This window comes from Phycisphaeraceae bacterium (genome assembly GCA_019454185.1).
GTDB lineage: Bacteria > Planctomycetota > Phycisphaerae > Phycisphaerales > UBA1924 > JAHBWV01.
This window is the reverse complement of record CP075368.1, coordinates 1527078-1549153: the sequence shown is the minus strand read 5'-3', so window position 1 is coordinate 1549153 and position 22076 is coordinate 1527078. Positions and strand designations below refer to the sequence as shown.

General features: G+C 62.8%; 18 protein-coding genes. 10 read left to right on the top strand and 8 right to left on the bottom strand.

The window, feature by feature from the left end; genetic code table 11:
* Positions 1 to 133: 133 nt before the first annotated feature.
* The 5 genes from KF838_06600 to KF838_06580 form a co-directional block, all read right to left on the bottom strand.
* Positions 134 to 2146 (bottom strand): hypothetical protein, encoded by a 2013-nt coding sequence (locus KF838_06600; GenBank protein ID QYK49516.1) that lies wholly within the window; start codon positions 2144 to 2146, stop codon positions 134 to 136.
* Positions 2143 to 4332: a PqqD family peptide modification chaperone gene (locus KF838_06595; GenBank protein ID QYK49515.1), complete on the bottom strand. Its 2190-nt coding sequence runs from the start codon at positions 4330 to 4332 to the stop codon at positions 2143 to 2145. The genes KF838_06600 and KF838_06595 overlap by 4 nt, the downstream gene beginning before the upstream one ends.
* Positions 4333 to 4338: 6 nt before the next feature.
* Entirely contained in the window at positions 4339 to 6252 is a 1914-nt protein-coding gene (locus tag KF838_06590) for an HlyD family efflux transporter periplasmic adaptor subunit (GenBank protein ID QYK49514.1), read from the bottom strand.
* A gap of 51 nt (positions 6253 to 6303) precedes the next feature.
* Positions 6304 to 6636, bottom strand: coding sequence for a DUF3467 domain-containing protein (locus tag KF838_06585; protein QYK49513.1), 333 nt, complete (start codon positions 6634 to 6636; stop codon positions 6304 to 6306).
* Between the two features lie 152 nt (positions 6637 to 6788).
* Complete coding sequence (locus tag KF838_06580; protein QYK49512.1) at positions 6789 to 7676, bottom strand: efflux RND transporter periplasmic adaptor subunit; 888 nt, start codon at positions 7674 to 7676, stop codon at positions 6789 to 6791.
* 216 nt (positions 7677 to 7892) lie between these two features.
* Here KF838_06580 and KF838_06575 point away from each other — a divergent pair, with 216 nt between their 5' ends.
* Positions 7893 to 10508, top strand: a complete 2616-nt coding sequence (locus KF838_06575) for a CHAD domain-containing protein (GenBank protein QYK49511.1) — start codon at positions 7893 to 7895, stop codon at positions 10506 to 10508.
* A 29-nt stretch (positions 10509 to 10537) separates the two neighbouring features.
* On the opposite strand, the gene KF838_06570 is transcribed toward KF838_06575, so the two are convergent.
* Positions 10538 to 11311 carry an EAL domain-containing protein gene (locus tag KF838_06570; protein ID QYK49510.1) on the bottom strand — a complete coding sequence of 258 codons (774 nt, stop codon included), beginning with the start codon at positions 11309 to 11311 and terminating at the stop codon, positions 10538 to 10540.
* 268 nt (positions 11312 to 11579) lie between these two features.
* Between KF838_06570 and KF838_06565 the strand changes: the two genes are divergently transcribed.
* The 5 genes from KF838_06565 to KF838_06545 all read left to right on the top strand — a co-directional run bounded on the left by KF838_06565 (position 11580) and on the right by KF838_06545 (position 15250).
* A complete protein-coding gene (locus KF838_06565; GenBank protein QYK49509.1) occupies positions 11580 to 12200 on the top strand; it encodes an RNA polymerase sigma factor in 621 nt (206 codons plus the stop codon).
* Between the two features lie 15 nt (positions 12201 to 12215).
* On the top strand, positions 12216 to 13442 hold the full coding sequence (locus KF838_06560) for a hypothetical protein (protein ID QYK49508.1): 1227 nt from the start codon (positions 12216 to 12218) through the stop codon (positions 13440 to 13442).
* Between the two features lie 183 nt (positions 13443 to 13625).
* Positions 13626 to 13928, top strand: a complete 303-nt coding sequence (locus KF838_06555; GenBank protein QYK49507.1) for a 50S ribosomal protein L35 — start codon at positions 13626 to 13628, stop codon at positions 13926 to 13928.
* Between the two features lie 124 nt (positions 13929 to 14052).
* Positions 14053 to 14427 carry a 50S ribosomal protein L20 gene (gene rplT / locus KF838_06550; protein QYK49506.1) on the top strand — a complete coding sequence of 125 codons (375 nt, stop codon included), beginning with the start codon at positions 14053 to 14055 and terminating at the stop codon, positions 14425 to 14427.
* Between the two features lie 115 nt (positions 14428 to 14542).
* Positions 14543 to 15250 (top strand): site-2 protease family protein, encoded by a 708-nt coding sequence (locus KF838_06545; GenBank protein QYK49505.1) that lies wholly within the window; start codon positions 14543 to 14545, stop codon positions 15248 to 15250.
* Between the two features lie 27 nt (positions 15251 to 15277).
* Here KF838_06545 and KF838_06540 read toward each other — a convergent pair whose 3' ends face one another.
* Positions 15278 to 16288 (bottom strand): agmatinase family protein, encoded by a 1011-nt coding sequence (locus KF838_06540; GenBank protein ID QYK49504.1) that lies wholly within the window; start codon positions 16286 to 16288, stop codon positions 15278 to 15280.
* A 67-nt stretch (positions 16289 to 16355) separates the two neighbouring features.
* On the opposite strand from KF838_06540, the gene KF838_06535 reads away from it, so the two are divergent.
* The 3 genes from KF838_06535 to KF838_06525 are packed head-to-tail and all read left to right on the top strand — an operon-like array spanning position 16356 to position 19648.
* A complete protein-coding gene (locus tag KF838_06535) occupies positions 16356 to 17654 on the top strand; it encodes a cofactor-independent phosphoglycerate mutase (protein ID QYK49503.1) in 1299 nt (432 codons plus the stop codon).
* Between the two features lie 9 nt (positions 17655 to 17663).
* Positions 17664 to 18392: a hypothetical protein gene (locus KF838_06530; GenBank protein QYK49502.1), complete on the top strand. Its 729-nt coding sequence runs from the start codon at positions 17664 to 17666 to the stop codon at positions 18390 to 18392.
* Positions 18393 to 18424: 32 nt separating this feature from the next.
* Positions 18425 to 19648 (top strand): amidohydrolase family protein, encoded by a 1224-nt coding sequence (locus KF838_06525; protein QYK49501.1) that lies wholly within the window; start codon positions 18425 to 18427, stop codon positions 19646 to 19648.
* A 50-nt stretch (positions 19649 to 19698) separates the two neighbouring features.
* Here the strand turns inward: KF838_06525 and KF838_06520 are convergent, their stop codons facing one another.
* The gene (locus KF838_06520) at positions 19699 to 21141 is read right to left on the bottom strand and encodes a UDPGP type 1 family protein (GenBank protein ID QYK49500.1); all 1443 of its coding nucleotides are present in this window, start codon (positions 21139 to 21141) and stop codon (positions 19699 to 19701) included.
* A 125-nt stretch (positions 21142 to 21266) separates the two neighbouring features.
* On the opposite strand from KF838_06520, the gene rpe reads away from it, so the two are divergent.
* Positions 21267 to 22001 carry a ribulose-phosphate 3-epimerase gene (gene rpe / locus KF838_06515; protein ID QYK49499.1) on the top strand — a complete coding sequence of 245 codons (735 nt, stop codon included), beginning with the start codon at positions 21267 to 21269 and terminating at the stop codon, positions 21999 to 22001.
* The last annotated feature ends 75 nt before the right edge of the window (positions 22002 to 22076 follow it).

Here is a 22076-nt window from a genome sequence, read left to right as displayed (position 1 = left end):
CTGCCGCCAATGGTACCGTAGCCGGGCGGAATCGCTGCTCGGCGTCTGACTTTGTGATGACATTCTTGCCGGTTCCCGTCGCGATGGATGCACCATTGCGATGGAGAGTTTCTCAGACGGTCCGGGGGATATGTCAGCGGTTCTGTCCCTTGAGCGACATGTCCATGTTCGCCTCTGACTTTGCGAGTTCCATCCGAATCGTTGCGGACCTGCTGGCCGCGCTCGACTGTGACTGCCACCAGAGGAGCCGCCCGGCGATGTCACGGAAGGGAGGCGGTGCGGCACGGGTCATGGCGACCAGAGGACGAATCCCGAACCGTCTGATCACAGGGTCCTCGAGGCAGACGAAGGCCTGTGCGGAACCCGGATCGCCCTGTCGGCCGGAGCGTCCGAAGAGCTGTCGATCAACGCGTCGTTCATCGTGACGTTCTGTCGCGAGGACTGCCAGTCCTCCGGCTTCGCGGGATCGTTCGTCGAGGCGGATGTCGGTGCCGCGTCCTGCCATGTTCGTCGAGACGGTGATTGTCCCTGAGATACCGGCAAGAGCGACGATGTCTGCTTCCTCTGCTTCGCGGGTCGCGTTCAGAACGCGGCAGTCGACGCCGCGGGCTGCGAGCATCGATGCGAGCTGATCCGAGGTCTTGACAGCTCTGGTGCCGATGAGGACGGGCTGGCCTCGCTGTCTGAGAGCGATGGCATGATCAGCGACAGCGTCGAGCTTTGCTTGCTCGGCGAGGAAGACGCGGTCGGCCGATTCCTTTCTCGCGATAGGGCGATGGGTCGGGATACGAACGATTGGAAGGTGGTATGCACGCCAGATCTCGTGCCGGACCTCCCACATGGTGCCGCTCATCCCGCACAGGCGTGCGTAACGACGGAAGTAGCCGTGGTATGAGACTCGTGATGTGGTGCGCCGCGGCTCGGTCACCTCGATACCCTCCTTGGCCTCGATAGCTTGATGGAGTCCGAGTTGCCACTGCCGCCCCGGGAGGATGCGTCCGGTGGACGGGTCCACGATCTGCACCTCACCATTGGTCACGACGTAATCGTCGTCGCGATGGAAGAGGGCGAGGGCGGTGAGTGCCTGTACGACGAGTTCCTCTCGCCTTCTGGGCCCTCGCCAGAACTCCGGAAGGTCTCGGGCGAGCTCGTCAAGTCGCGTCCGGCCTTCGGGTCGCATGGTGACGCGGCGCAAGCGTCGATCGACGATGAAGTCGGAACCCTCATTCAGTTGGGTCGCGATATGGCGTGCGGCCTCGTAGATCTCCTGGCGTGAGGCGCGGACGTCCTGACTCTCGCTGGCGATGATCGCGGGAGTGACTGCCTCGTCGATCAGGATGCTGTCCGCCTCATCGACGATGCAGGCGTAATGCCCGCGTTGCACGATGGAACGGCTCCATGGGCCACTTGTGCAGGCGTGCTCGCCGAGCGACTCGAGAAGGTGCGGCACCATGCGGGGAGAGTGGGGCGATTTCAGGCGGTCTCGCAGATAGTCAAAGATCAGTTGTTTGTCTGCGACATAGGTGACGGACTTCGCGTATGCATCTCGCCGCTCATCTTCTTTCGAGGCGTCTTGAATCACACCGACATCAAGACCGAGCGATTCAAAGACCGGGCTGAGAGTCTCGGCGTCTCGTCTGGCGAGGTAGTCGTTGACGGTCGCGACGTGGACCCCGCGCCCTTGCCATGCGAGGATCGCGGCGGGAATGATCCCGGTAACGGTCTTGCCCTCGCCGGTGGCCATCTCCACGCAGTTGCCCGCACACATCGCGAGCCCACCCATGATCTGCTCCGGGTGGAGGGTCAGCCCGAGACGGCGGCGGATCGTTTCGACGATCGGAGCGGCTGCGCGATCGGTCGTCACTGCTGAGCGCGAGTGACGCAGAACTTCATCGCGTCGCTCTTCGAGCAATGCGAGCAGAGCGGCGTCGGAGTGTGTGCGAAGGGACTCGGCATCGAGGCGCACACGCTGCGCGCGGGCGGCAAGCCCGCGATCGGCTCTCATTCGGGCGATTCCACCTCTTACCCACTCCCCGACAGAGTCGAACCCCTTGGGCGGAGGGTCCCGCCGGATAGGGCGAGAGAGCGCGGACCAGAGGCGTGGATCGTCTCGAATCGGCTCGATCTGCAAGTTCGCGATGCTCATGCACCAAACCTGCTCATCCAGAACTGCGTGGCGCGTCGCAACCACTGGGTCATCAGCGGCGAGTCGCCTACGCCGAAGCGGACTCTGACTCGTTGGCCCGCCATCACGCCGTCGGGCAGGTCTGTGGAGGCGAGATCGACCCAGAACTGCGGGGTAAGAGCCGCGATGGAGTTCTCGCCGCTGCGTGTGGCAACGATCTCACCGCCTGCTGCGGAAGAGACCGCGGGGTTCTCGATCTCACGCGAGCCGATCGGAGAGACGCGGAGGAGCGTCGCTGACGCCACATGGGACGCCATGCCTCGGATCTTCACGGAGGCATTGATGCGTTCTTGTGCAGCGAAAGCGTGCCCGAACTCGCGGTCATCAACCAGTGTCCGTATCTGGAGTTGATCCAGCGAGGAGACATGTGCGAGCAGTGTTCCCTTCGATATGTAGCTGCCGAGGAGATCGTCCCAGTCCGCCCCGCTCGCGCCTGCCGCAAGGACAATCCCATCCGTCGGTGCGACGAGCGTGAGCGAGGCGACGCGTTCCTCGGCTCGGCGGAGGGCCTCGGTCGCGACCCGAACGTTTGCGTCGGCTGTTCTTGCTTCCGAAGGCGATTTCATGGCCGCTTCGTCGCGGGCAGTGATGGCCTGCGCGAGTTGAGCAGCAGCGATTGTGCGGGCCGCTTCGACCTCTGCGTTCTCGAGTCTCAGGAGCGGCTGGCCGGATCGTACATGGTCGCCCACACGGACCAGAATGTCTGAGACATATCCGCTTTCGAGGGTGCGTATGCCGCGGTGTTCGGTTGGCACGATCCATCCCGGGGCGTAGATGCGATCCTGAACCGGGATGATGCCCACGGCGACCGCTGCCACCACGAGTACTCCAATGACCACACCATTCGCCCTGGCCCGCCGTCCGAGCAATGCGGGTGACCATAGCAGGTAGCCGATCCCCTTCAGGACCGGCCACACAAGCATCAGCGAAGCGGCGAGGACAGCCAGAACCAATCCAAGGGAGGAGTACTGCGTGCTCACGGCCAGGCAGATGGAAGCAGCGATCAGTACTCGATAAGGAAGCGACAGAAGGCCGTATGCCAGAACGATCGCGGCTTCGCCCGGTGAGGTGACAGCTGGTGGCTTTGTGGTCTGCACGCTGAAGGCGTATCGAACGACTACGTACTTGAGCATCTCGACGGCGCGTTGGGCGAGGTTGGGGATGCCGAGCAGGTCGCTGAGAATGTAGTAACCGTCGTATCTGAGCAGCGGATTCAGATTGAACAGAAGCGTTGAGACGCCGGAGACGATCATCACGTTATAGCAGATCGAGCTCAGCACGCCGGGCTCAGAGTTGGCCCAGAGGATTGCGGCTCCAGCGGCGATCACGCTCTCGAAGAGGACGCCGGCCGCTGCGACGAGGATGCGGCGCCACGTCTCGGTGAACCGCCACGAGCTGGTTGCATCGCAATATGGAAGCGGAAGGACCAATGCGACGAGCATGAGCCCGATCTCGGTGCAGCGGCCGCCCATCGCCTTGCAAGCCATGGCATGGCCGAGCTCGTGGACCGCGCGAAGCACGATGAAGACACCGGCCAGGATTGCGAGGTTGCCGGGGTCGAGCAGGGAATCGAGGCGCAACTCTCGTGAGAATCGATCGACATTCGTGGCGAGCGACCAGATCGCAGCGACGGCGAGGGCGCACCAGAGGCCGAGCCCTGTCCAACTAAATGCCCACGCGTACAGGTGGCGGCTCTGTTCGAGCCAGCGGTCGGGATTGATCAAGGGGATACAAGCAAAGAGCCCGTTTCCGTGGCGCTTTCGCCTGCGGTTCTGCACTTCGCGTGCCTGTCGATGCTCGAGCATGTCAGCCCAGATCGGAACGTCGCCGATCAGCAGCCCTGAGCTGTCGAGCTGGGCGAGGAGCTCGATGCACTCTTTCTGCGTCGGGGATTCGTCCCCGAGTTGGGCAGCGCACGCTTCCCAAGCGTCATCGACGGTGCGGTTCCCGTCGAGCATGCCTGCGAACCGGTACGCGGGCTCGGACATTCTGTGGTATGTGCCCGTCGCGGGTTCTTCGAGGACGTACGCGATACCTCGCCCGAAACGCTGGCGTGTGACATGGACGTGGGGGCTCAGTCGGGGGCGGCTCTTCGCGACCCGGTACCAGGTGTCACAGAACGTTGGTGTGATCCGACGCTCGAACATGGCCAATCACCACCATAGCCGTAGGCGTATCTCATCGACAATCGGTCGAGTCAGCATCGTGAGGCCGGTCGTCCATCCGCTTTCGAGGCGCACATGCCCACGCATGCCCGGCTGAAGGAAGCGATCGTGCTCGAGCACATCCGCTTCGGCCGTGTAGATATTCGCGCCCTCGGTGGGCTCTGCGGATGGGTTGATTCGCACGATGCGGAGAGGGATGCGTGTGCCGGGCGAGGCAGAGGTTGTCATCCATCCGGATTGTCCCGGTCTGACCCGACCGATGTCGCGCTCGTCGATCTGTGTCACGACCATACGGTCCGGCGTGACGATCTCAAACAGAGCGGTTGTCGGCTCAACGCGGGCCCCGAGAAAGTCACGAAGATCGCCTCTGCTGATCTGTCCTGCGATCGGCGCGCGTATCTCGGATCGAGTGAGGTAGCTCCGCAGCAGGCCGATCTTTGCCTCGGTTTCTTCGACGCCTTTGGATGCGCGGCGCCATGCTGCGAGGTCGCCGGTGGCGTGTGCGCTGTCCCGCTCAGTGGCGAGCGTCTCGCGACGACCGATCTCCTGCTCAAGTTGCAGGGAGAGTTCCGTGGTGTCCATCCGGCCGATGACATCTCCCGCTTGGACAAAGTCGCCGGGGCGTACCAGGGTCTCGGAGAGGTAGCCGGAGAACGGAGGCGGGATCGTTCTCGTTGTGACCGCTCGCACCTCCGCGGTTGAACGGACCCGGTCTGGGATCGGTATCGCCGCCAATCCGGCGAGAATGAGCGCGAGCAACAGGCAGACGGCTTTCGCGGCCGTATGTCTCGGGCCGACGGCGGCTCGTGCCAGATCACCGACCCGGTCTCTTGCGACCGCGAAGACTCCCCGGTCTGCCAACCGTCTTGTGTGAACGCACGGGCCGATGAACTCTGCGAGCAGTCGCAGGAGCGAGATCGCACCAGCGGGGAAGGGATCGTTGCTCGCACGCTCCAGGACCAAGACGCCCACGAGATCGCCCTCGATACGTAGAGGCAAACTGACGATCGCGGATGGACCGGCCTTCATCGAGAGGAGTTCGTGCGAGCGAACGACCCGACGCGTCATGGGCGACTGCTCCGCGTGCTCGGGCTGCGGGTACTCGAGCTCGACATCTTGTGCCGCACACTCTTCCATCGCGGACTCGATGGGCTCTGCTGCCGGGGCCTTTCGATCGATCGTGTCGGTGCCGCTCATGCCGACAAGGCGGACGGAGTCGCCACGCACGAGTCCGAGGGAGACCCTGACGCAACCGAATCGGCGTCGCAGCTCGTGGCAGAGGATCGCGCAGACTGCACTGGTGCTCTGGCCCTGGATGGAAGCATCGAGGAGTTCGAGTGTTTCTCGCAGGCGAGCTCTGCCCTCGGCTTCGCGCAGGGCATTCTCTCGCCAGAGGTAGGTTTCGAACGCGCTCGCCGCGAGCGATGCCCTGAGGCCTGCCTCTGAGGCGGCCCGTCTGTCACTGCCTGCGATGACCAGCGCCGAGACGCCCTCCACAGCCCCCTCAGCGATCAGCGGGATGAGCACGGCCAGATGTCCGCGATCGGATCGGTAGACGGAATCATCTGGATCAACGCTGACTGGCTCGATCCGAACTCTTGGCGTGCCTTCCTCCATTGAGACGATGGAAGGCGCGTGCCGATCGATCACGTGTGAGACGGCCCGGGACCAGGCGCGGTGAAGCGGCCGCTCCGGGTCTTGGTGTATCGCGACAGTGCCGGCCTGCCGGCTCGGTGTCGCGAAGAGCCAGATCAGCCCCGCGTCTGCGTGTCCGAGCGCGATCTGGCGTTTGAGCAGCGAATCCAGGAACGACACGAGCGGAGCCACATCGGACGCCTCTCGAGGGGGGGCATCCGCATGGCTCCGCTCCGGTGATCCGACGGCCGGGGTCTCAGCGCTCATGCGCGAGCTCCTTGCCAGTGTCGTTTGATATCACGCCAGCTCGCTTCTCGCTCACTGAGAGAGCTTCGGGCCGTCGCCATCCTGACGGCTGACAGGGCCAATCTGGATCTGGCCGTTCCTGTCTTCGTACTGGCGCACGACCTGCCCGAGACTGATGGCCAGACGCTTTGCGCCGGCCCAGTTCATGATCACGCGGCTGCCCACGTTGAACATAATCGCCTGCTGGTTCTCGGCGACCTGCATGGGGAGGTTCATGCCGAAGTCCATCACAACCTCGTCCGCAGTTGTCGAGGTTCTGATCGTGTTCGCATAGGTCGTGTTCATCTTGGACTCGTCGATCCGGAGCTGAATCTGACGAGACTGGTCGTTGCCGGCTTCTGACATGGGACTGTCCTTTCCTGAGTGGATGAGATCGTAACGGTTTGTGTCCGGTGCTTCGGGCCAGCGTGAGCAAGGCCGCCGCTCGCAGCTCGACAGGGCGCACGGCCGAGTCGAGATCTGTCTCCGGGGTGGTCTGAACAGTAGACATCGCCTTCTCAGGGTCCAGCACGTTTTCCGCTTACCCCAGAGGGTGAAAGGAACATCACGTTTCCGTGCAGGCCGCTTGGAAGGTCACGGTCGTTCTCGATCTCGATCCTCACCTGGACCTGCCGCGCCCCCGCGTGCCCGGTAGGGGAGATGAAGATCACGCGTCCGGTCTGTTCGGCGTCTTCGGCGAGATCCTGCCAGAGCACACGGGCGGTGTCGCCGACCCTCAGGCGCATGGCCTCGCGTGTCGGCACGTTGACTTCGAGCCAGAGCGGGTCCGTCGCCACGATCGTCAGGACCTTGGTCTGCTCGTCGGCGGTCTCACCCTTTCGCTTGTGAACCTCAAGAACGACCCCTTTGATCGGTGAAACGACTCGCATCTCGTCGAGTCGTGCGAGTTCCCGTTCCAGTTCGATGCTCGCCTCGGTGAGTCTGAGCCGCGCAGAGTCGAGCGCGATCTCTGACTGTCCGAGTTTGAGTCTGGCGTCTCGAACCTCGTTCTCACTTGCGCCGCCCTGTTGATTCGAAGCGGTGGTCAAGCGAACCTCTTCCGCCCAGTGATCGCGCAAGAGCGACGCGTTTCGGACGTTCGAATCGTCGGTTGATGCGATCCTTGCCAGCTCGATCGTGCGTCGCTGGACGGCATCTTCGAGCATGAGCAGCTCGTCTCCGGGTGAGACCTCGTCACCTGGCTTCACCAAGACCCGATCCACTCTTCCGCGCACGGCAACGGCGAGTTCACGGAAGTCCGACGGGCGGGATATGGCTGGGAACGGCCCGAGCAGTTCTTCCGAGGGTTGGTGGGCGGCACGCGTCGTCGCGAGACAGCCCATGGCTGCAATGACTGGCAGAGTCCACAATCGCCACCGGATTCCCGGTCGCCCTTCGAGGTCCATCAGGATGGTCTCCATCGGTCCCCACTGGCATGCCTCGCACGCCCCTCGGACGCGCCGGCATGACACCACGCCGAACTATCTTCGCATCGTAGCGGGCTCTGTTCCACTCCCGTATGCGAATGCGTTCATTACCCAAACAAACCGTGAAGATCCTTCGCTGTTTCTTCAAGAGATGCACACAGGCATGTAGCATGTACTGTTCACAACGAGGCGTGCATGACCACGAAGCCCGGCCATCCGGCAGTCCAGATCGGTGCGGCATTCCCGGCTGAGATCGCGGCAGCCGCGATCATCAACTCGCACGGCACTTCGGTCATTGGGGCGGCGCGTGAGGCGAAAGCCGACCGGCTTGGTAGACGATCCACGCACGAACTCCGCACGGCGTGCCGCAGGATGGATGAAGCGGCCAGCGTCTTTCTTCCATGCCTGAATGACCGGGTTCTGCCGCGGCTGGCTCGCGAGGTCGTTGCGATCAGGAAGGCTGCCGGCAAGGTCCGAGATTGGGACATCTTTCTTGACGCGGTGAATGCTTCGGCGCGTCAGGGCGGCGTGCTGAAGCGGAAGGAGCGGCGTGCACTGGTTGATGCGGTCAAGCACATACGGCTTCGCAAGGTAGAGAACGCGGCAAAATCGATCGGCAAGGCCCGTTTGGCCGGAATCGAATCGCTGATCGGGCGACTGGAGAGAGACGCATTCCAGCCCGATGGCGAGTCGCGGCTTTACAGCGATGTAGCGGTCAATGCGATCACGCGCAGGAGCGAGGATGCGAAGGAGCATTTGGCGAGCGTTACCGGCGCGAGTGTTGAGTCGATCCACTCGCTCCGCATCGCTGCACGAGGGCTGCGTCATGTGCTTGAGATCACACGCGCATGCACTCCCGCGCATCTCTACGAGCGTGCGGCATCGGGGCTTGATGACGAGCTCGAGTCGCTCGGGCACCTCGCGGATCTCTCTTCGGCACGCGCAACCCTCGCGGCGAGTCGTCATCGCCTGGAGCGTTCGTGCGCGGAGGGTGTTGAAGCACTTGATGCCTGGTTGGTCGCTTCCGAGCAGTCGAGTCTTGAATCTGCACTGGCACGCATCGAGTCGGGCAATCTTGCTCGACTTGTCTCGGAGCTGCAATCGTGGGCGGATGAGGCCCGTGGAACACCCCTTTTCGCGAACGCAGATCCGGCGGCGAACGCGGTGGCGCTCGTTCCGACCCGGGCCGATCGATACGCGGTTATCGATGTCGGGAGCAACAGTGTCCGCTTGCTGGTGGGCGAGTTGCTCACGGATGGAACGTACCGCGTGCTCGACGACGAGAAGGAGAGCACCCGTCTGGGACAAGGGCTGATGTCCACGGGGATGCTCTCCGCGCAGTCGATGCTTCGCACGGCTGAGACAATCGCGAGGATGAGGGGGATCGCGCAGGGGTACGGGGTCTCTCGACTGCGGGTCTTCGGGACTTCAGCGACGCGTGATGCGACGAACCAGCGTGAGTTTCTCGCGCTCGTGCGAGAGCTGGCGGGTGTCTCCTTGGAAGTGCTGAGCGAGGAGGACGAGGCGAGGGCCGCTCATCGGAGTGTCGCGGCTGGCTTCGACATCGGTGAAACCCCGACTGCGGTGGTCGATATCGGGGGCGGGAGCACGGAGATCGTGCTCTCGACCAAGGGGGCGATAGAGCACCTCTGCTCGATCCGGATGGGAGCGGTCCGTCTGACAGAGATGTTTGTACCGCACGATCGAGAGAAAACGGTGCGTCGCATGCGCCGGTATGTGCGCCGAGCCCTTGAGCTCGCACTGCCGGAGGTGCCGTTTGCGCCGAATCTGGTCGTAGGCACCGGCGGGACCTTCACCTCTCTCGCTGCGATAGCGAGTGTGCGTTCTGAGTCTGTCGCCGGTGCCGAAGGAACGGAATTGAGACGATCCGAGGTCCGGCACCTGCTCGACCGCCTCGGTGATATGTCGCTGCGCGACCGCATGCGAGTTCCGCGTCTGAACCCTGAGCGGGCGGACATCATCGTTGCAGGAGCGGCGATCGCCGAGGGTGTGCTGAGGCATCTCAACGCGAATCGGCTTCGGGTTCATGATCGGGGGATCCGCGATGGGATCATGCTCGAAATGATCTCCGAGACGGAACGCCCGTCCGTGCCGGCAAGCGGCTCGCGTGCCATGTCCGCAGCAAGGCGGTTTGCCGAGGGGTGTCGTTACGAACGGGAGCACTCGGAGCATGTGGCGATGCTCTCCCTGCGGCTGTTCGATCATCTGCTGCGGGCGGATCTGCTTCCGCGAGGCGTATCGACGAACGAGTGCAGGACGCTTCTGGAAGCGGCTGCCGTGCTCCACGATGTCGGCTATCTGATCAATTACGCAGGGCACCACAAGCACAGCATGCGGCTGATTCTGAACAGCGCGATTCCGGGCTTTACGAAGAGGCAGATCGGCATCATCGCGAACATCGCACGGTATCACCGCCGGGCCGAACCGTCCGGACGTCATGGGTCGTACAAGTTGCTCTCGCGCCCTGATCGTCGGATCGTCAAGGCGTTGGCGGCGATTCTCCGTGTCGCAGACGGACTCGACCGCGCTCACACACAGCTTATCAGCGATATCTCCCTCCGCACGAGATCGGGTGCCGACGGCTCACGCGAAGCAACGCTGGTGGCCATCGCGAGCGAACGCCCGACCACAGACCTTTGGGGCGCAGAGCGAAAGGCCGCGCTGTTCGAGCGCGTCTACAGGGCCCGGCTGCGGTGTCTCTGGGAACCGGTCGAGTCCCAGCCGAAGAGCACCGTCGAACAGCCGACGGCCAAAGATCGTTCGCGCCAGGTTGCGTTGCGAATCGTGTGAGCGATCGCTCAGGGCCTTTCGGTGTGTCGTCATGCGTCGAATTGCAGTGTCTTCGCGTACCCCATGCTCATCGCACGCTCGAACTCGTCGATCGGTGTCGCCTTGCTCCAGTACCACCCCTGCCCATAGTCCACGCCGGCGGCGCGGAGGAAGAACGCTTGTTCTTTCGTCTCGACACCCTCGGCGGTCAACCGAACCCTGAGCGGTCCGGCCAGGGCGACGACGCCACGAAGAAGCCGCTCCGCCGTCACGCTCTTCAGCAGCGGCTGCACCTGAGAGCGATCGATCTTCAGAATGTCGAACTCAAGTCCCATCAGTTGAGCCAGACCGCTCTGGCCCGTTCCAAAGTCATCAACGGCCACGCGGATACCTGCTGCGCGCGACCTCGCGAGCGCATCTCGGCCGACATCGGTCAGCGCCTGGCGTTCGGTGATCTCCGCGACGAGGCGTGTCCTGTGCCGCTCCATCCCAGAGGCGGCCATGATCCGGGCGATGTGCCCTGTTCCAAGCACAGAGGGCGGCACGTTGACGCTCATATAGAAGCCGGGCACACGGTCGAAGAGAGGCGAAGCGTCTTTCACGAGGCAGTCGAACAGCCGTTCCATCATCTCAACAACCGCGATCGGATCGTTCTCGATGCGGTCGATCAGGCCGTCTTGAGCGGGCGAGACGAGCGAGCCGTCTGGAGCCACGAACCGCATCAACGCCTCCGCACCCGCGACCGCCCCCGTCTGCAGGTCAACAACCGGCTGGTAGTGCATAGTCAACGGGGGCACGACCACACGCATCTCGGCATCACTCATTTTCTCAGCGTACAGCATCTGGAACCCCGCTGCTGGGAGCCGATACCGCGGATCACCGGCCCTTTCCGATCTCATGCTCAGGAGGTGATCTGGGGTAAACCGTCACCCGACGTGGTCAACGGCGAGGGATGCGCCGTTGCCGAGCAACTTGCCTTGGTTTGGTTCGATCCCGAACAGTCTTGATCCCGTACACTCACCGTGCTGGGGTTGCCCGGGAGGCGGGGTTCCCGGCGATAGACCCCTAAAGACCTTTCCGGACCATGCCGCGGTGCCCAATCTGAACGCACAACCGACCGACGAAGCACTCTTTGAGCGGTACCGGGGTGGAGACACCCAGGCGTTTCGGACGCTCATCGAACGGCATCACGACGACTTACTGGCGTTTTTGTTCAGGTTAGTGGGGGATCGGCAGGCCGCGGAGGATGTCTTCCAGGAGGCCTGGGTCCAGGTCCACCTCTCTGCGGATACGTTCGACCGAGAACGCACATTCCGACCATGGCTTTTTACGATCGCCGCGAACAAGGGGCGGGACTACCTCCGTAAGAAGGGGCGGCGGCAGACGGTCGATCTGTCGGCGCCGGTTCGTCAGGACGGCGATGGGACGGCGACATTTGTGGATCTTCTGGAGGTGGATATACCTCCTCCTGATGCTTCGATGCAGGCGAGTGAGCGGGACGCCATGGTACAGCAGGCAATACAGAGCATGTCGCCGCAGCTCCGAGAGATTCTGCTACTTGCGTATTTCCAGCGTCTTTCCTACGCACAGATCGCTGAGGACCTTCAGATCCCGCTTGGAACGGTCAAATCGAGACTCCATGCGGCGGTTGCGTCCTTTGCGCAAAGGTTCGGGCAGGTCTCACGGAGCGCATCAGATCAAGAGCATTCCTAAAGGATGTTGAGCGGCATGAGCGACACGCATTCGCATGATGGCGTACTGCCGAGCGAGCCAGATCGGCTCGCGATCGACGCCCTCGTTGAAGCCGGCTGGGAGCCAGATCGAGTCGATCCGGTCCTGCGGACACGAGCCGCGAGAATCGCTCAGGCACTCGGCTTCCTCTCGTGCTCGAAAGTGCGATCTGACAACATTCTGGTGGACGTCGCCTTTGCCCGGGCCATGCGAGCGAAGGGGCATGCCGACGCTTCGGTTCCGACGCTGCACCCCGCAGATCAGGAGGCCATGGATGCGTGGGTGATCGCGGGCTATGACTCGACACGGGTTCCCGGCTCGCTCCGGTCTCGCGTTTCTCAGCATGAGAAGATCGGACGGCTGCTTGTTGATTCCGCTCCGGCGGGCACGAATGCATCCTCTTTGATCGAGCGGACCTTGCTCGCTGTTCAGGGAGCCGAGTCGCAGCGTGTCGGGCGTCTCCGTGTCGGCAGCGATATCGCGCCGCGTCGTGGGCGGCTGAGGATCAACGATCTGGTGACGGTCGCCGCGATGCTGCTGATCGGGGCCGCAGTTGCGATTCCCGTGATGTCGAGCACCCGTGCCCACATGCAGCAGACGCTCTGTCAGGCCAACCTTGGTTCCACAGCACTGGCGTTCTCTTCCTATGCCGCTGACAACCGCGATGTGTTGCCGATCGCCAATGCCGGATTTGGCGGCGGGAGTTGGTGGGATGTCGGCAAGGGGAGGGACAGGTCGAATTCCGCGAATCTGTTCTCGCTCGTCGCAGCCGGATATGTGGATCTCCGCGATTTGTCATGCCCTGGGAATCCGGAAGCACCGACGGAAACCGGCCAGACCTCGGGATTTGACTGGCGTCGTCTGGAGCAGGTCTCTTACTCGTATCGTCTGATTCCGGCCGGCGCGGCTCCAAGAGTCCACGACGATCCCCGCTCGGTCATTCTCGCCGACCGGTCGCCGGTGGTGTTGATGGCTGTTCGAGGCCAGCCGGTGCACCCTGAGGCAAATTCTCCGAACCACGACGACAGGGGGCAGCACCTGCTTCGTGGCGACGGGTCTGCGACCTGGGCCAAATCTCCTGTCCTCGCCGAGACGGTTGACAACATCTGGCTCCCCCGGTCGATCGAGGATCGAATCCGAGCGATCCGCGGGCGTTCCACGATCGAGCCCATCCGCGGCAATGAGCTCCCATCCCATGCGATGGATGTCTTTCTGGGGCCGTGAGCCGTTCAAAGGACACGGGTGTCCTCTGTGAGCGGTTGGGTCGTGTGAGGTCGGTCTGATCAAGTTGCCTTGCTGTTCGGGCTTGGGGTGTCTAACCTTCCCCTCCCCATCCCGGGTCGCCGGAGGGATTGTTGTCTTGTCGCAAGCACAACCGGGCCATTGCTCCGGTGAAGGATTGGCGCCATGTCCAAGAACAAAAGCCATAAGGGCTTGTTGAAGCGGATCCGGGTCTCCAAGACCGGGAAGATCCGTCACAAGTCTGCGAACTTCAAGCACCTTCGTTCTCACAAGTCGGGCAAGCGTCTCCGCAAGCTGCGCAAGGGCAGCTTCATGGCGAGCGCCGACAGCAAGCGGCTTGAGAAGCTGCTCTTCCGGCGTCTGCGTGGGCGTACACAGCCCCGGGCGGCGCTGCGTCGCAGCCCATCGCCCGCGGAGAGCAAGGCGAGGAAGGAAGCCCGGGCCGCTGAGGCATCCAAAGCGAAGTGATCTAACAGCATGAGCCCGAGCGTGTCGGGCTGTTGTCGTGGTTTCGGTGACTCACACCGGCCCGCCGGGCACAAGTCGTCGGCTTTCGTCGGCGCCCCGTCGGACAAAGAAGAGGAGTTTCGGCATGCCTCGCGTTCGCAAGGGTTCGGCCAAGACCAAGATGCGGAATCGGATTCTCCGGAAGGCCCGCGGGTACTACGGAGTCAAGAGCCACCACCTGTACCACGCCCGGAACGCGATCGTGCGTGCGGGTGTGTACGCGTATCGCGATCGTCGGGCCCGCAAGCGCGACATGCGCTCGCTGTGGATCACGCGTATCACCGCGGCCTGCCGCATGCGTGGTACCCGGTACTCGCTCTTCATCAACGGCCTGAAAATGGCTGGTATCAACCTGAACCGCAAGATGCTGAGCCAGATCGCGATCGAGGATCCCAAGCTCTTCGACACCATCGTTGAGAAGGCGGTCAAGGCCTCGCGGGCTGTGCCTGCCAAGTCCTGATGGATTTCATCGGTTTCTGAATCGACCAAGACGCTCGGCACATGCCGGGCGTCTTGTCATTCCTGACCACGTGCTATGCTGGGTCGTGGGGCGTTTCTGACACGGAGGTCACGGCATGGATTGGTGGTGGGCAGGGCGCATGCTGGAGAGCAACCCCGTTGCTCTGGTCTCATGGGTCGTCGTGGTGATCGGCTCAATCGTGCTGCACGAGCTCGCGCACGGCTGGGTGGCGACGCGGCTCGGGGACGACACGCCCCGGCTCAGCGGGCATCTCACGATCAACCCCCTTGTTCACATTCCGCCGATGGCATGGCTGCTCTTTGCCTTGTTCGGCTTCACCTGGGGCCAGATGCCGGTGAATTCTGCACGGCTTCGCGGACGGTATGGTGACGCGATCGTGTCGCTGGCTGGGCCGTTGATGAATCTGCTGATCGCGCTCGGAGCGATCGTCGCGCTGTGCCTGTGGATCGGCTTCGGTCAGGGGCATTGGGTGCAGGGTTTCAGATTCGAAGAGCCGCTGTTCACCAACACGGCGAGATTCTGGATGTACGCAGTCGTGCTGAACGTCATTCTCTGCCTGTTCAACCTGCTGCCGGTGCCGCCGCTGGACGGATTTCGCATTGCTGCGAGCGTCTTTCCGCCCGTTCGAAGGATGCTCGACACCGAACGGGGAGCGCAGTTCGGGCTGCTCGCGTTTGTGCTGCTCTTCTTCTTCGGCGCGAAGTATGTCGTTGGCTTTGGCGCGTCGATCGGCGGAGCGGCCATCGGCATCGCGATGGGGATTGTGCTTCCGAACGCGGATCTGCCCACGTTTCGGGTGTGAGTCGAACGCGTTGCGGGAGCGGCTCGGTTAAAGCATTCCGCACATGGGATAGAGCATCCTCGCTCCGACGTTCGCGTCCCACTCCGGCTCGTCTGGGCTGGGGGAGGGGCAGACCTCGACCAGGTCAAAGCCGACGACCCTGCGTCCGGATTCCTTGAGTTTCCAGAGCAGGTAGGTTGCCTCATTGAACGAGAGCCCGCCGGGCACTGGCGTGCCGGTATGCGGGCAGTAAGCGGGGCTGAGCCCGTCGATGTCGAACGACACGTGCACCTTCTCCGGGAGTGCATCGATGATGCGCTTGCACAACCCGTCGAAGGGAGTACCGGCCGCTCGTTCCTCGAACATGGCTTCGTCATAGAAGACGGCGCAGCGGGAGCCGTGGGCACGGGCGAACTCGACCTCGCCGAGGCCGAAATCGCGTATGCCGACCTGTACAAGTCGAGAGACGCCGGGGATTCGTGAGAGCACGTTGTGCATGATCGAGGCGTGTGACCACTGGAAGCCCTCGAACGCATCGCGAAGGTCCATGTGGGCATCCAATTGGAGGATGCCGATGTCCTTGTGCATCTCGGCCAGGGCCTTGATCATGCCGAACGGCGTGGAGTGGTCGCCACCGATGAGACCGATCTTCTTGCCTGCGGAGAGGAGCGATGTGGCTTGCTTGTAGACAAATACGTTCATTTCCTCGCTCGCCATGTTGACGCGTGCGACATCCTGCTCATCCCCGGGCTCTGCGCCACCCTTCTCGATGATGGGGACCGCGATCTCGCGTGCCTCGGCAGAGAGCCGCGCGATTCGCTCATCGGGACGGAGCATGTGGATCCCGCGCTCATAGATCTTCCCGAAGCGACGATGGAAGAGATCGACCTGCGATGAAGCGGCGAAGATCGCTTCCGGGCCGTGGGCGGTTCCGTTGCCGTAGGACGTGGTCGCGTCGAAAGGGACAGGCAGGAGAACGATCTCCGCATCATCAAAGAGGTGGGGGAGTCCGAAGATGCCGGAGCCGGGTTTGGCCGCTGCGTCGGGATCAAAGTGCATGGGTTGCTCCAGTCGGGCACTTGAGTGGGCGGGTGTCTCGCGAATCGGTTCAGCGTATCCTCTCGGCGTGAAGTATGTGATCGTCATTCCGGATGGGGGCGCGGACCTCCCGATCGACTCGCTCGGTGGCAAGACGCCCTTTGAGGCGGCACACATGCCCGTGCTCGCCGATCTGGCTCGGGCCGGACGCGTCGGGTGTGCAGCAACAACGCCGCCACGCTTCGAGGCGGGGTCCGACGTCTGCTCAATGTCTTTGCTCGGGTACGACCCCGACAAGTATCACACCGGTCGCGCCCCGATCGAGGCTGCGGCGTTGGGGCTCAATCTCGGGCAGAAAGACTGGATCTTCAGACTGAACCTTGTGACGACGGGCGACCCGGGGAGCGGCGACGCCGGGCTGATGCTGGACCATTCGGCCGGTGCGATCAGTGATGCCGAGGCAAGGACACTCGTAGCGGATCTGATGGAGCATTGGGGACGTGTGGCACCGTTGGATGTGGAAGGGCTTTCACTGACTCCGGGTGTCTCGTACAGGAACGTTCTGGTTGATCATGCAGGGCGGAGCTACAAGGGCGTCGAGACGACCCCGCCACACGAGATCCCGCGTCTGCCGTGGGCAAAGCACGTGCCGCGCGGTGGGAGTGAGTCGGGGCGGTTGTTGCGGCTGATGTTGGCTTCGGTCGATTTTCTCTCGACACATCGGGTGAATCTGGCAAGGCGGGAGAAGGGCCAGAGGCCTGCGACTATGGCCTGGATCTGGGGGCAGGGTACGGCTCCGTCGCTTCCTTCCTTTGAGTCACGTTTCGGGATCAGAGGTGCGATGATCACGTCCGTCGATCTGCTGGCAGGTATCGCGGCACTGATCGGATGGGATCGCCTGCACGTTCCGGGGCTCACGTCATACCACGACACTGATTATGCGGCACAGGGGAAGGCGACCTGCGAGGCACTCGATCGGTACGACGTTGTCTGCTGCCATGTTGAATCGCCCGACGAGCTCTCTCATCAGGGAGACTGGCAGTCGAAGGTCGCTGCACTGGAAGCGATCGACGAGCAGATCATGAAGCCACTCGTCGAGCACCTGCGGACGTTCGGCGATCCGGATGTTGATCCGAGTGCGCCGGGCTGGCGGCTCCTCTACATGCCCGACCATTACACGCTCGTAAGCACTCGAAAGCACGACGCGACACCCGTGCCGTTCCTTGTCGCCGGCGCATACGTGAAATCGGCGGTGTCGAGGCCTTTCACAGAGGCAGCGGCTCTTTCAAGTGATCTGAAGATCGAGAACGGCCACGACCTGATGGAGTACTTCCTGCACGGCGGCCTGGCGCGTGTGCGTCCGATCGGCACACGAACCACATCCTGAGGTATAGCAGTGGACGAGATCAGGAAGAGCGAGATTGGGTCCGGTGCGACTGGCGATGGCACTCACGAAGAGCGCGATGAACTTGTGCCCCTTGCCGATCCGGAGGAGCATGGCAGCATCAAGCCGCCGCCGGTCGCGACTGCGCCTCAAGGCGTTGAGGTGAGGACGCCGACGGTTGTGAAGGAGCGGTACGTCGGCGACGCTTCTGGTGCGGCTGTTGGAACGAACGCCGCGGCAACTGCGCCGGCTGATACGACAGAGATCCCGCCAATTGTCAGGCCCGGCTTCCCCGGGCCCAACACGCTCATTATCTCGGCAGGGGTTCTGACTCTCGGGGCGGTCGGAATGGCTGGGTACTTTGCGCCCTCCCACGCGATCGCACGTGGCCTTGCCACGCTCTATGACATCGCTGTTCACACGGGAACGGGTATCGTCGCCGTCATGATTGCCGCTGTGTTTACGGAGAGGCGATTCAGCGAAGCAAAGGTTGCGTCAGCGAGGATGTTCTTTGCGGTCTCGCTCCTGTACGCCGTAGTCAGTTCAAACATCCCGATCCCTACAAAGATCGACGAGTGGGTCCTCGGGCTTGCGGCATACACGCTCGCGCTGTGGGGGCTCTTCCGCTTGCCCAGGCATGAGCTGACCGTGATCGGCGTCACGCACGCGGGCCTCTGGTTGATTGTCAAGTTCGGTGCTGAGCTCAACGCGTTCATCGCCTCGCGTGCGGCGGCACCCTGATGAGTGAAGTCCGTACCATCTCCGGAACCTTGATGCTGCAGGATGGACGCGGGGGAGTCCGTCTCACGCGCGGCACGCTCCGAGTCGCCGACGGATTGATCCAGCGAGTCTCCGAGGGTGTTGTCGATCCGCGCCCTGATCTTGGCGGTGAGCATGCGATCATCATGCCCGGTTTCGTTGATGCACACATGCACCTGCCCCAGTTCGACTCGATCGGTATCGACGGGTTCACACTGCTGGACTGGCTGGAACGGGCGATCTTCCCGGCAGAGTGCGCTTGGGCGGACCCAGATGTCGCTGGTGAGGTCGCGACACGTGCGGCACAATCGTTGCTGTCGTTCGGGACCACATCGGTATGTGCTTATGGAACTGTGCACCACGACGGAACCAAGGCCGCGATCGAGGCGGTCGCTGCTACCGGGATGCGGGCGATGGTGGGACAGGTGCTCATGGATAGGAACGCCCCGCCTGAGCTGTGCCGCGGGGCGACGCAGTTGGTGCGAGAGGCAGCATCGTTGACGGAGTGGACGCGCGGTCTCGCGGCATCGAATGGGTTGCGGGTCGAGCACTCGATCAATCCACGGTTCGCGATCTCGTGTACGCCACAGTTGCTCACGGGGGCCGGGGAGGTGATAAGGCGACTCGATGCACCGATGCAGACTCACCTCTCCGAGAGTGTGCCAGAATGTGAGGCGATCGCACGCCTGTTCGATGAGCGGTCGTATGTCGGTGTCTATCAGGATGCCGGTTTGCTCGGACCCCGGTCCATTCTGGCGCATGGGGTATGGCTCGATGTAGATGAGCGGTCGATACTTGCCGCGACGCACTCCATCATCGCGCACTGTCCGACCGCAAACATGTTTCTTCAGTCCGGAGACTGTAATCTGGGGGCGCTCGGACGATCCGGCGTTCGACTGGCGGTGGGGTCGGATATCGCGGGGGGCAACGAGCGATCGATGGTGCGTGTAGCTCGTGCGATGATCGAGACTTCGAAGCGTGTTGCCGCGAGCACGGGCAAAGGTGGTGTGATCGCGCCGAGCCGGGCATGGTGGATGATCACATGCGGGAATGCGGATGCGATCGGCTGGCCGAGGACCTCGCGGCTCGAAACGGGTGCCGAAGCCGATGTGCTGGTAGTTAAGCCCGATGTTCGGTGGCAAGAAGCCGTCGATCCATTGGGTACTCTGCTCTACGCGTGGGACGATCGGTGGATCGAGCAGATACTCGTCGCGGGCGAGGGCGTGATACGCCGGTAAACCGCGCGCGGCAGCACAGGGTGCACTCCTGATGCCAGCACGAAGGGAGTTCAGAGTACAAGCGAAGTGCCGCGCGCAATCTTCGTGGGGAGACGTGCCGAACTCAAATCGGAGGGTTCGAGCGCGGTGCTTGCGGATATCTCGATCGTGCAGTCCGGCTCACCGGCGTCGTTGAGCGGGACATCGATTCCGACCGATCTGAGCCAACGTGTTGCTCTGAGCGTCTGGAGTTTCGTGCAACTCTCGGGGCTGTCGACACCGCTCGCGTTCTTGATCGGCGCAAACTCCTCGATGCGATCCGTCTCATAGACAATCGAGGCACGGCAGAGGGGTAGCGCGTCGAACACGAACCGCTCGAGTTTGATGCCGTTCGGGGATACAGGATCGATTCTCGCGCCGGTGGCCGGATCGATGCAAGGGACTTTCTTCTCTGCGCGGTGAAACGGGAGCGAGAATGCCGGATCGGTTGCCAGCCGTTCGATGAATGCAACTCCCATGACGTGAACAGCGATCGAACCCGCGAGGAATCGCAGCGAACCGTCGGGCATCCTCTCACGTTGAAGGTCCATCGGGAGGTCGGAGTATTCGATCACCTCGGTGCGCCCCCCGGACGAGCAGAAAAGCCCAAGCTTCTCCTCGGGATAGGCCTTCGGGATCATCTTGCTCGACATCTCTGCAGAAGAGTCGGCGGGCGATGAGTGGAGCCCGATGAAGACCGGATCGATCACGCGGACAGTGGCGTTGTCTACCTGGAAGTAAGACAGCGTGGTGATGCCCCGCCGTTTCATATCGGCGATCGCTCCAGACTTGTGCAGAGCGGTGATGGAGCCGCCGTGGCCATCCGGGTTCGTGGCAATCTCAGAGGGGGAGGACATCAGCACACGCCCGGTGGTCATGTCGAATGAGGGCATGACACCCTGCTGGAAGCACATGACGCTCTCAGCCGGAAGACCGAAGGAGTTGTGACGAGTGAAGAACGCGACCGTCGCGTCATGATTGAGCGGGCTGGTCATGATGTACCACGGGATGACGTGCCCGGATCGCTTCGACCACGCGGCAATCTGCTCCGCAAAGAGCTGGAAGAGGGGCTTGCGGCTCACGCCACCCGCCGGATAGCAACCCTTGGGTCCGTCGTATCCCAGACGTGTCCCCTGGCCGCCTGCGACGGTGAAACAGGCGACCGCCCCTGAATTGATGAGCTCAAGTCCGCGCGCCCGGGCGCCCGCCTGATCCCAGGGACGCGCCGAGCCCGTGGTGTTATTCGGAAAGTACGGTGCGGGTTGGAGATCGGCCGGAAGTGTGAATGATGGCTTGTGCATCACATAGTTCTCAATCAGCGAGGGGATCTCCTCAAGATTGAGTGACAGAAGCTGGGCAAGGAGCGAGGCACGCTCGGCATCGGAGAGTCGGTCATACGCCGCGAGGATGTGGGATTGACCGACCCGATCGATGCGTGAGACAAGTTCAGCAGGTAGTGCAATGGTGGCTGGCATGTCGCGGCTCTCCGTTTCTCCCACGGGGGGGGGGGGGGGGGGTGATCCACGCTCATCCTAGCGATTTCGAGGGATCGGTTCCGGACCAACGGCCCGGCTTCTCCGGTGGAGATACGCTCTGAGCGATGCCTCCACAGCCGCCATCATCGGGACAAACGGGTGCCTTCGGGCGTGGCTCTGTCACAAATCTCCTCACGCGCTCGTCGGGAAGCACGCTGGCGGCTCCGTCGATTCTCGCGGCGGACTTCGGACGTATGGCTGAGTGGTGCGGGCGAGCGGTCGGGGCGGGTGCGAAGGTGTTGCACGTCGATGTGATGGATGGGCACTTTGTTGACAATCTCACGATGGGGCCGGACATGGTCAGGGCGCTGCGAGCAGAACTGCCGCAGGTGTTTCTCGATGTCCATCTGATGGTTACGAATCCGGAGCGATTCGTGGAGCCATTCGCGAAGGCGGGTGCTGACCATATCACGTTCCACGTGGAGGTTGCGCCGCCCGGCGAGCTCCGCGCTCTGGCCGACGCCGTTCGTGCGATGGGGACGACGGCCGGGATTGCGATCAATCCGCCGACTCCCGTGGATCGGTTGTGGCCGGTGGCCGATGCGTTCGATCTGACGCTGGTCATGTCCGTGAACCCCGGCCGAGGTGGGCAGGCGTTTATTGCCAAGACACTCGAAAAGACACGCGCTGTGCGCGAGCGGTACGGGACGGGCATGCGGGTTGAGATGGACGGGGGAATCGGGCCGGGCACCGCCCGCCTTGTGCGGGATTCCGGGTGCGATGTCCTTGTCGCGGGCTCGTCGTTCTTCGGCCAGCCGCCCGAACGATGGGCGGGAATCCTCGACTCCCTTCAGGACTAAGTGACAGGCCCATGGTCCAATTGGTTGCACCGCGAGAGCGTCCCCGCATTACACTCTAGATCGGATGTCTGAGCT

Excerpts from the sequence above, each read along its gene's own strand:
- KF838_06600 (QYK49516.1), bottom strand. The coding sequence starts at position 2,146 with ATGAGCATCGCGAACTTGCAGATCGAGCCGATTCGAGACGATCCACGC.
- KF838_06595 (QYK49515.1), bottom strand. The coding sequence starts at position 4,332 with ATGTTCGAGCGTCGGATCACACCAACGTTCTGTGACACCTGGTACCGG.
- KF838_06590 (QYK49514.1), bottom strand. The coding sequence starts at position 6,252 with ATGAGCGCTGAGACCCCGGCCGTCGGATCACCGGAGCGGAGCCATGCG.
- KF838_06585 (QYK49513.1), bottom strand. The coding sequence starts at position 6,636 with ATGTCAGAAGCCGGCAACGACCAGTCTCGTCAGATTCAGCTCCGGATC.
- KF838_06580 (QYK49512.1), bottom strand. The coding sequence starts at position 7,676 with ATGGACCTCGAAGGGCGACCGGGAATCCGGTGGCGATTGTGGACTCTG.
- KF838_06575 (QYK49511.1), top strand. The coding sequence starts at position 7,893 with ATGACCACGAAGCCCGGCCATCCGGCAGTCCAGATCGGTGCGGCATTC.
- KF838_06570 (QYK49510.1), bottom strand. The coding sequence starts at position 11,311 with ATGAGTGATGCCGAGATGCGTGTGGTCGTGCCCCCGTTGACTATGCAC.
- KF838_06560 (QYK49508.1), top strand. The coding sequence starts at position 12,216 with ATGAGCGACACGCATTCGCATGATGGCGTACTGCCGAGCGAGCCAGAT.
- KF838_06555 (QYK49507.1), top strand. The coding sequence starts at position 13,626 with ATGTCCAAGAACAAAAGCCATAAGGGCTTGTTGAAGCGGATCCGGGTC.
- rplT (QYK49506.1), top strand. The coding sequence starts at position 14,053 with ATGCCTCGCGTTCGCAAGGGTTCGGCCAAGACCAAGATGCGGAATCGG.
- KF838_06545 (QYK49505.1), top strand. The coding sequence starts at position 14,543 with ATGGATTGGTGGTGGGCAGGGCGCATGCTGGAGAGCAACCCCGTTGCT.
- KF838_06540 (QYK49504.1), bottom strand. The coding sequence starts at position 16,288 with ATGCACTTTGATCCCGACGCAGCGGCCAAACCCGGCTCCGGCATCTTC.
- KF838_06525 (QYK49501.1), top strand. The coding sequence starts at position 18,425 with ATGCTGCAGGATGGACGCGGGGGAGTCCGTCTCACGCGCGGCACGCTC.
- KF838_06520 (QYK49500.1), bottom strand. The coding sequence starts at position 21,141 with ATGCCAGCCACCATTGCACTACCTGCTGAACTTGTCTCACGCATCGAT.
- rpe (QYK49499.1), top strand. The coding sequence starts at position 21,267 with ATGCCTCCACAGCCGCCATCATCGGGACAAACGGGTGCCTTCGGGCGT.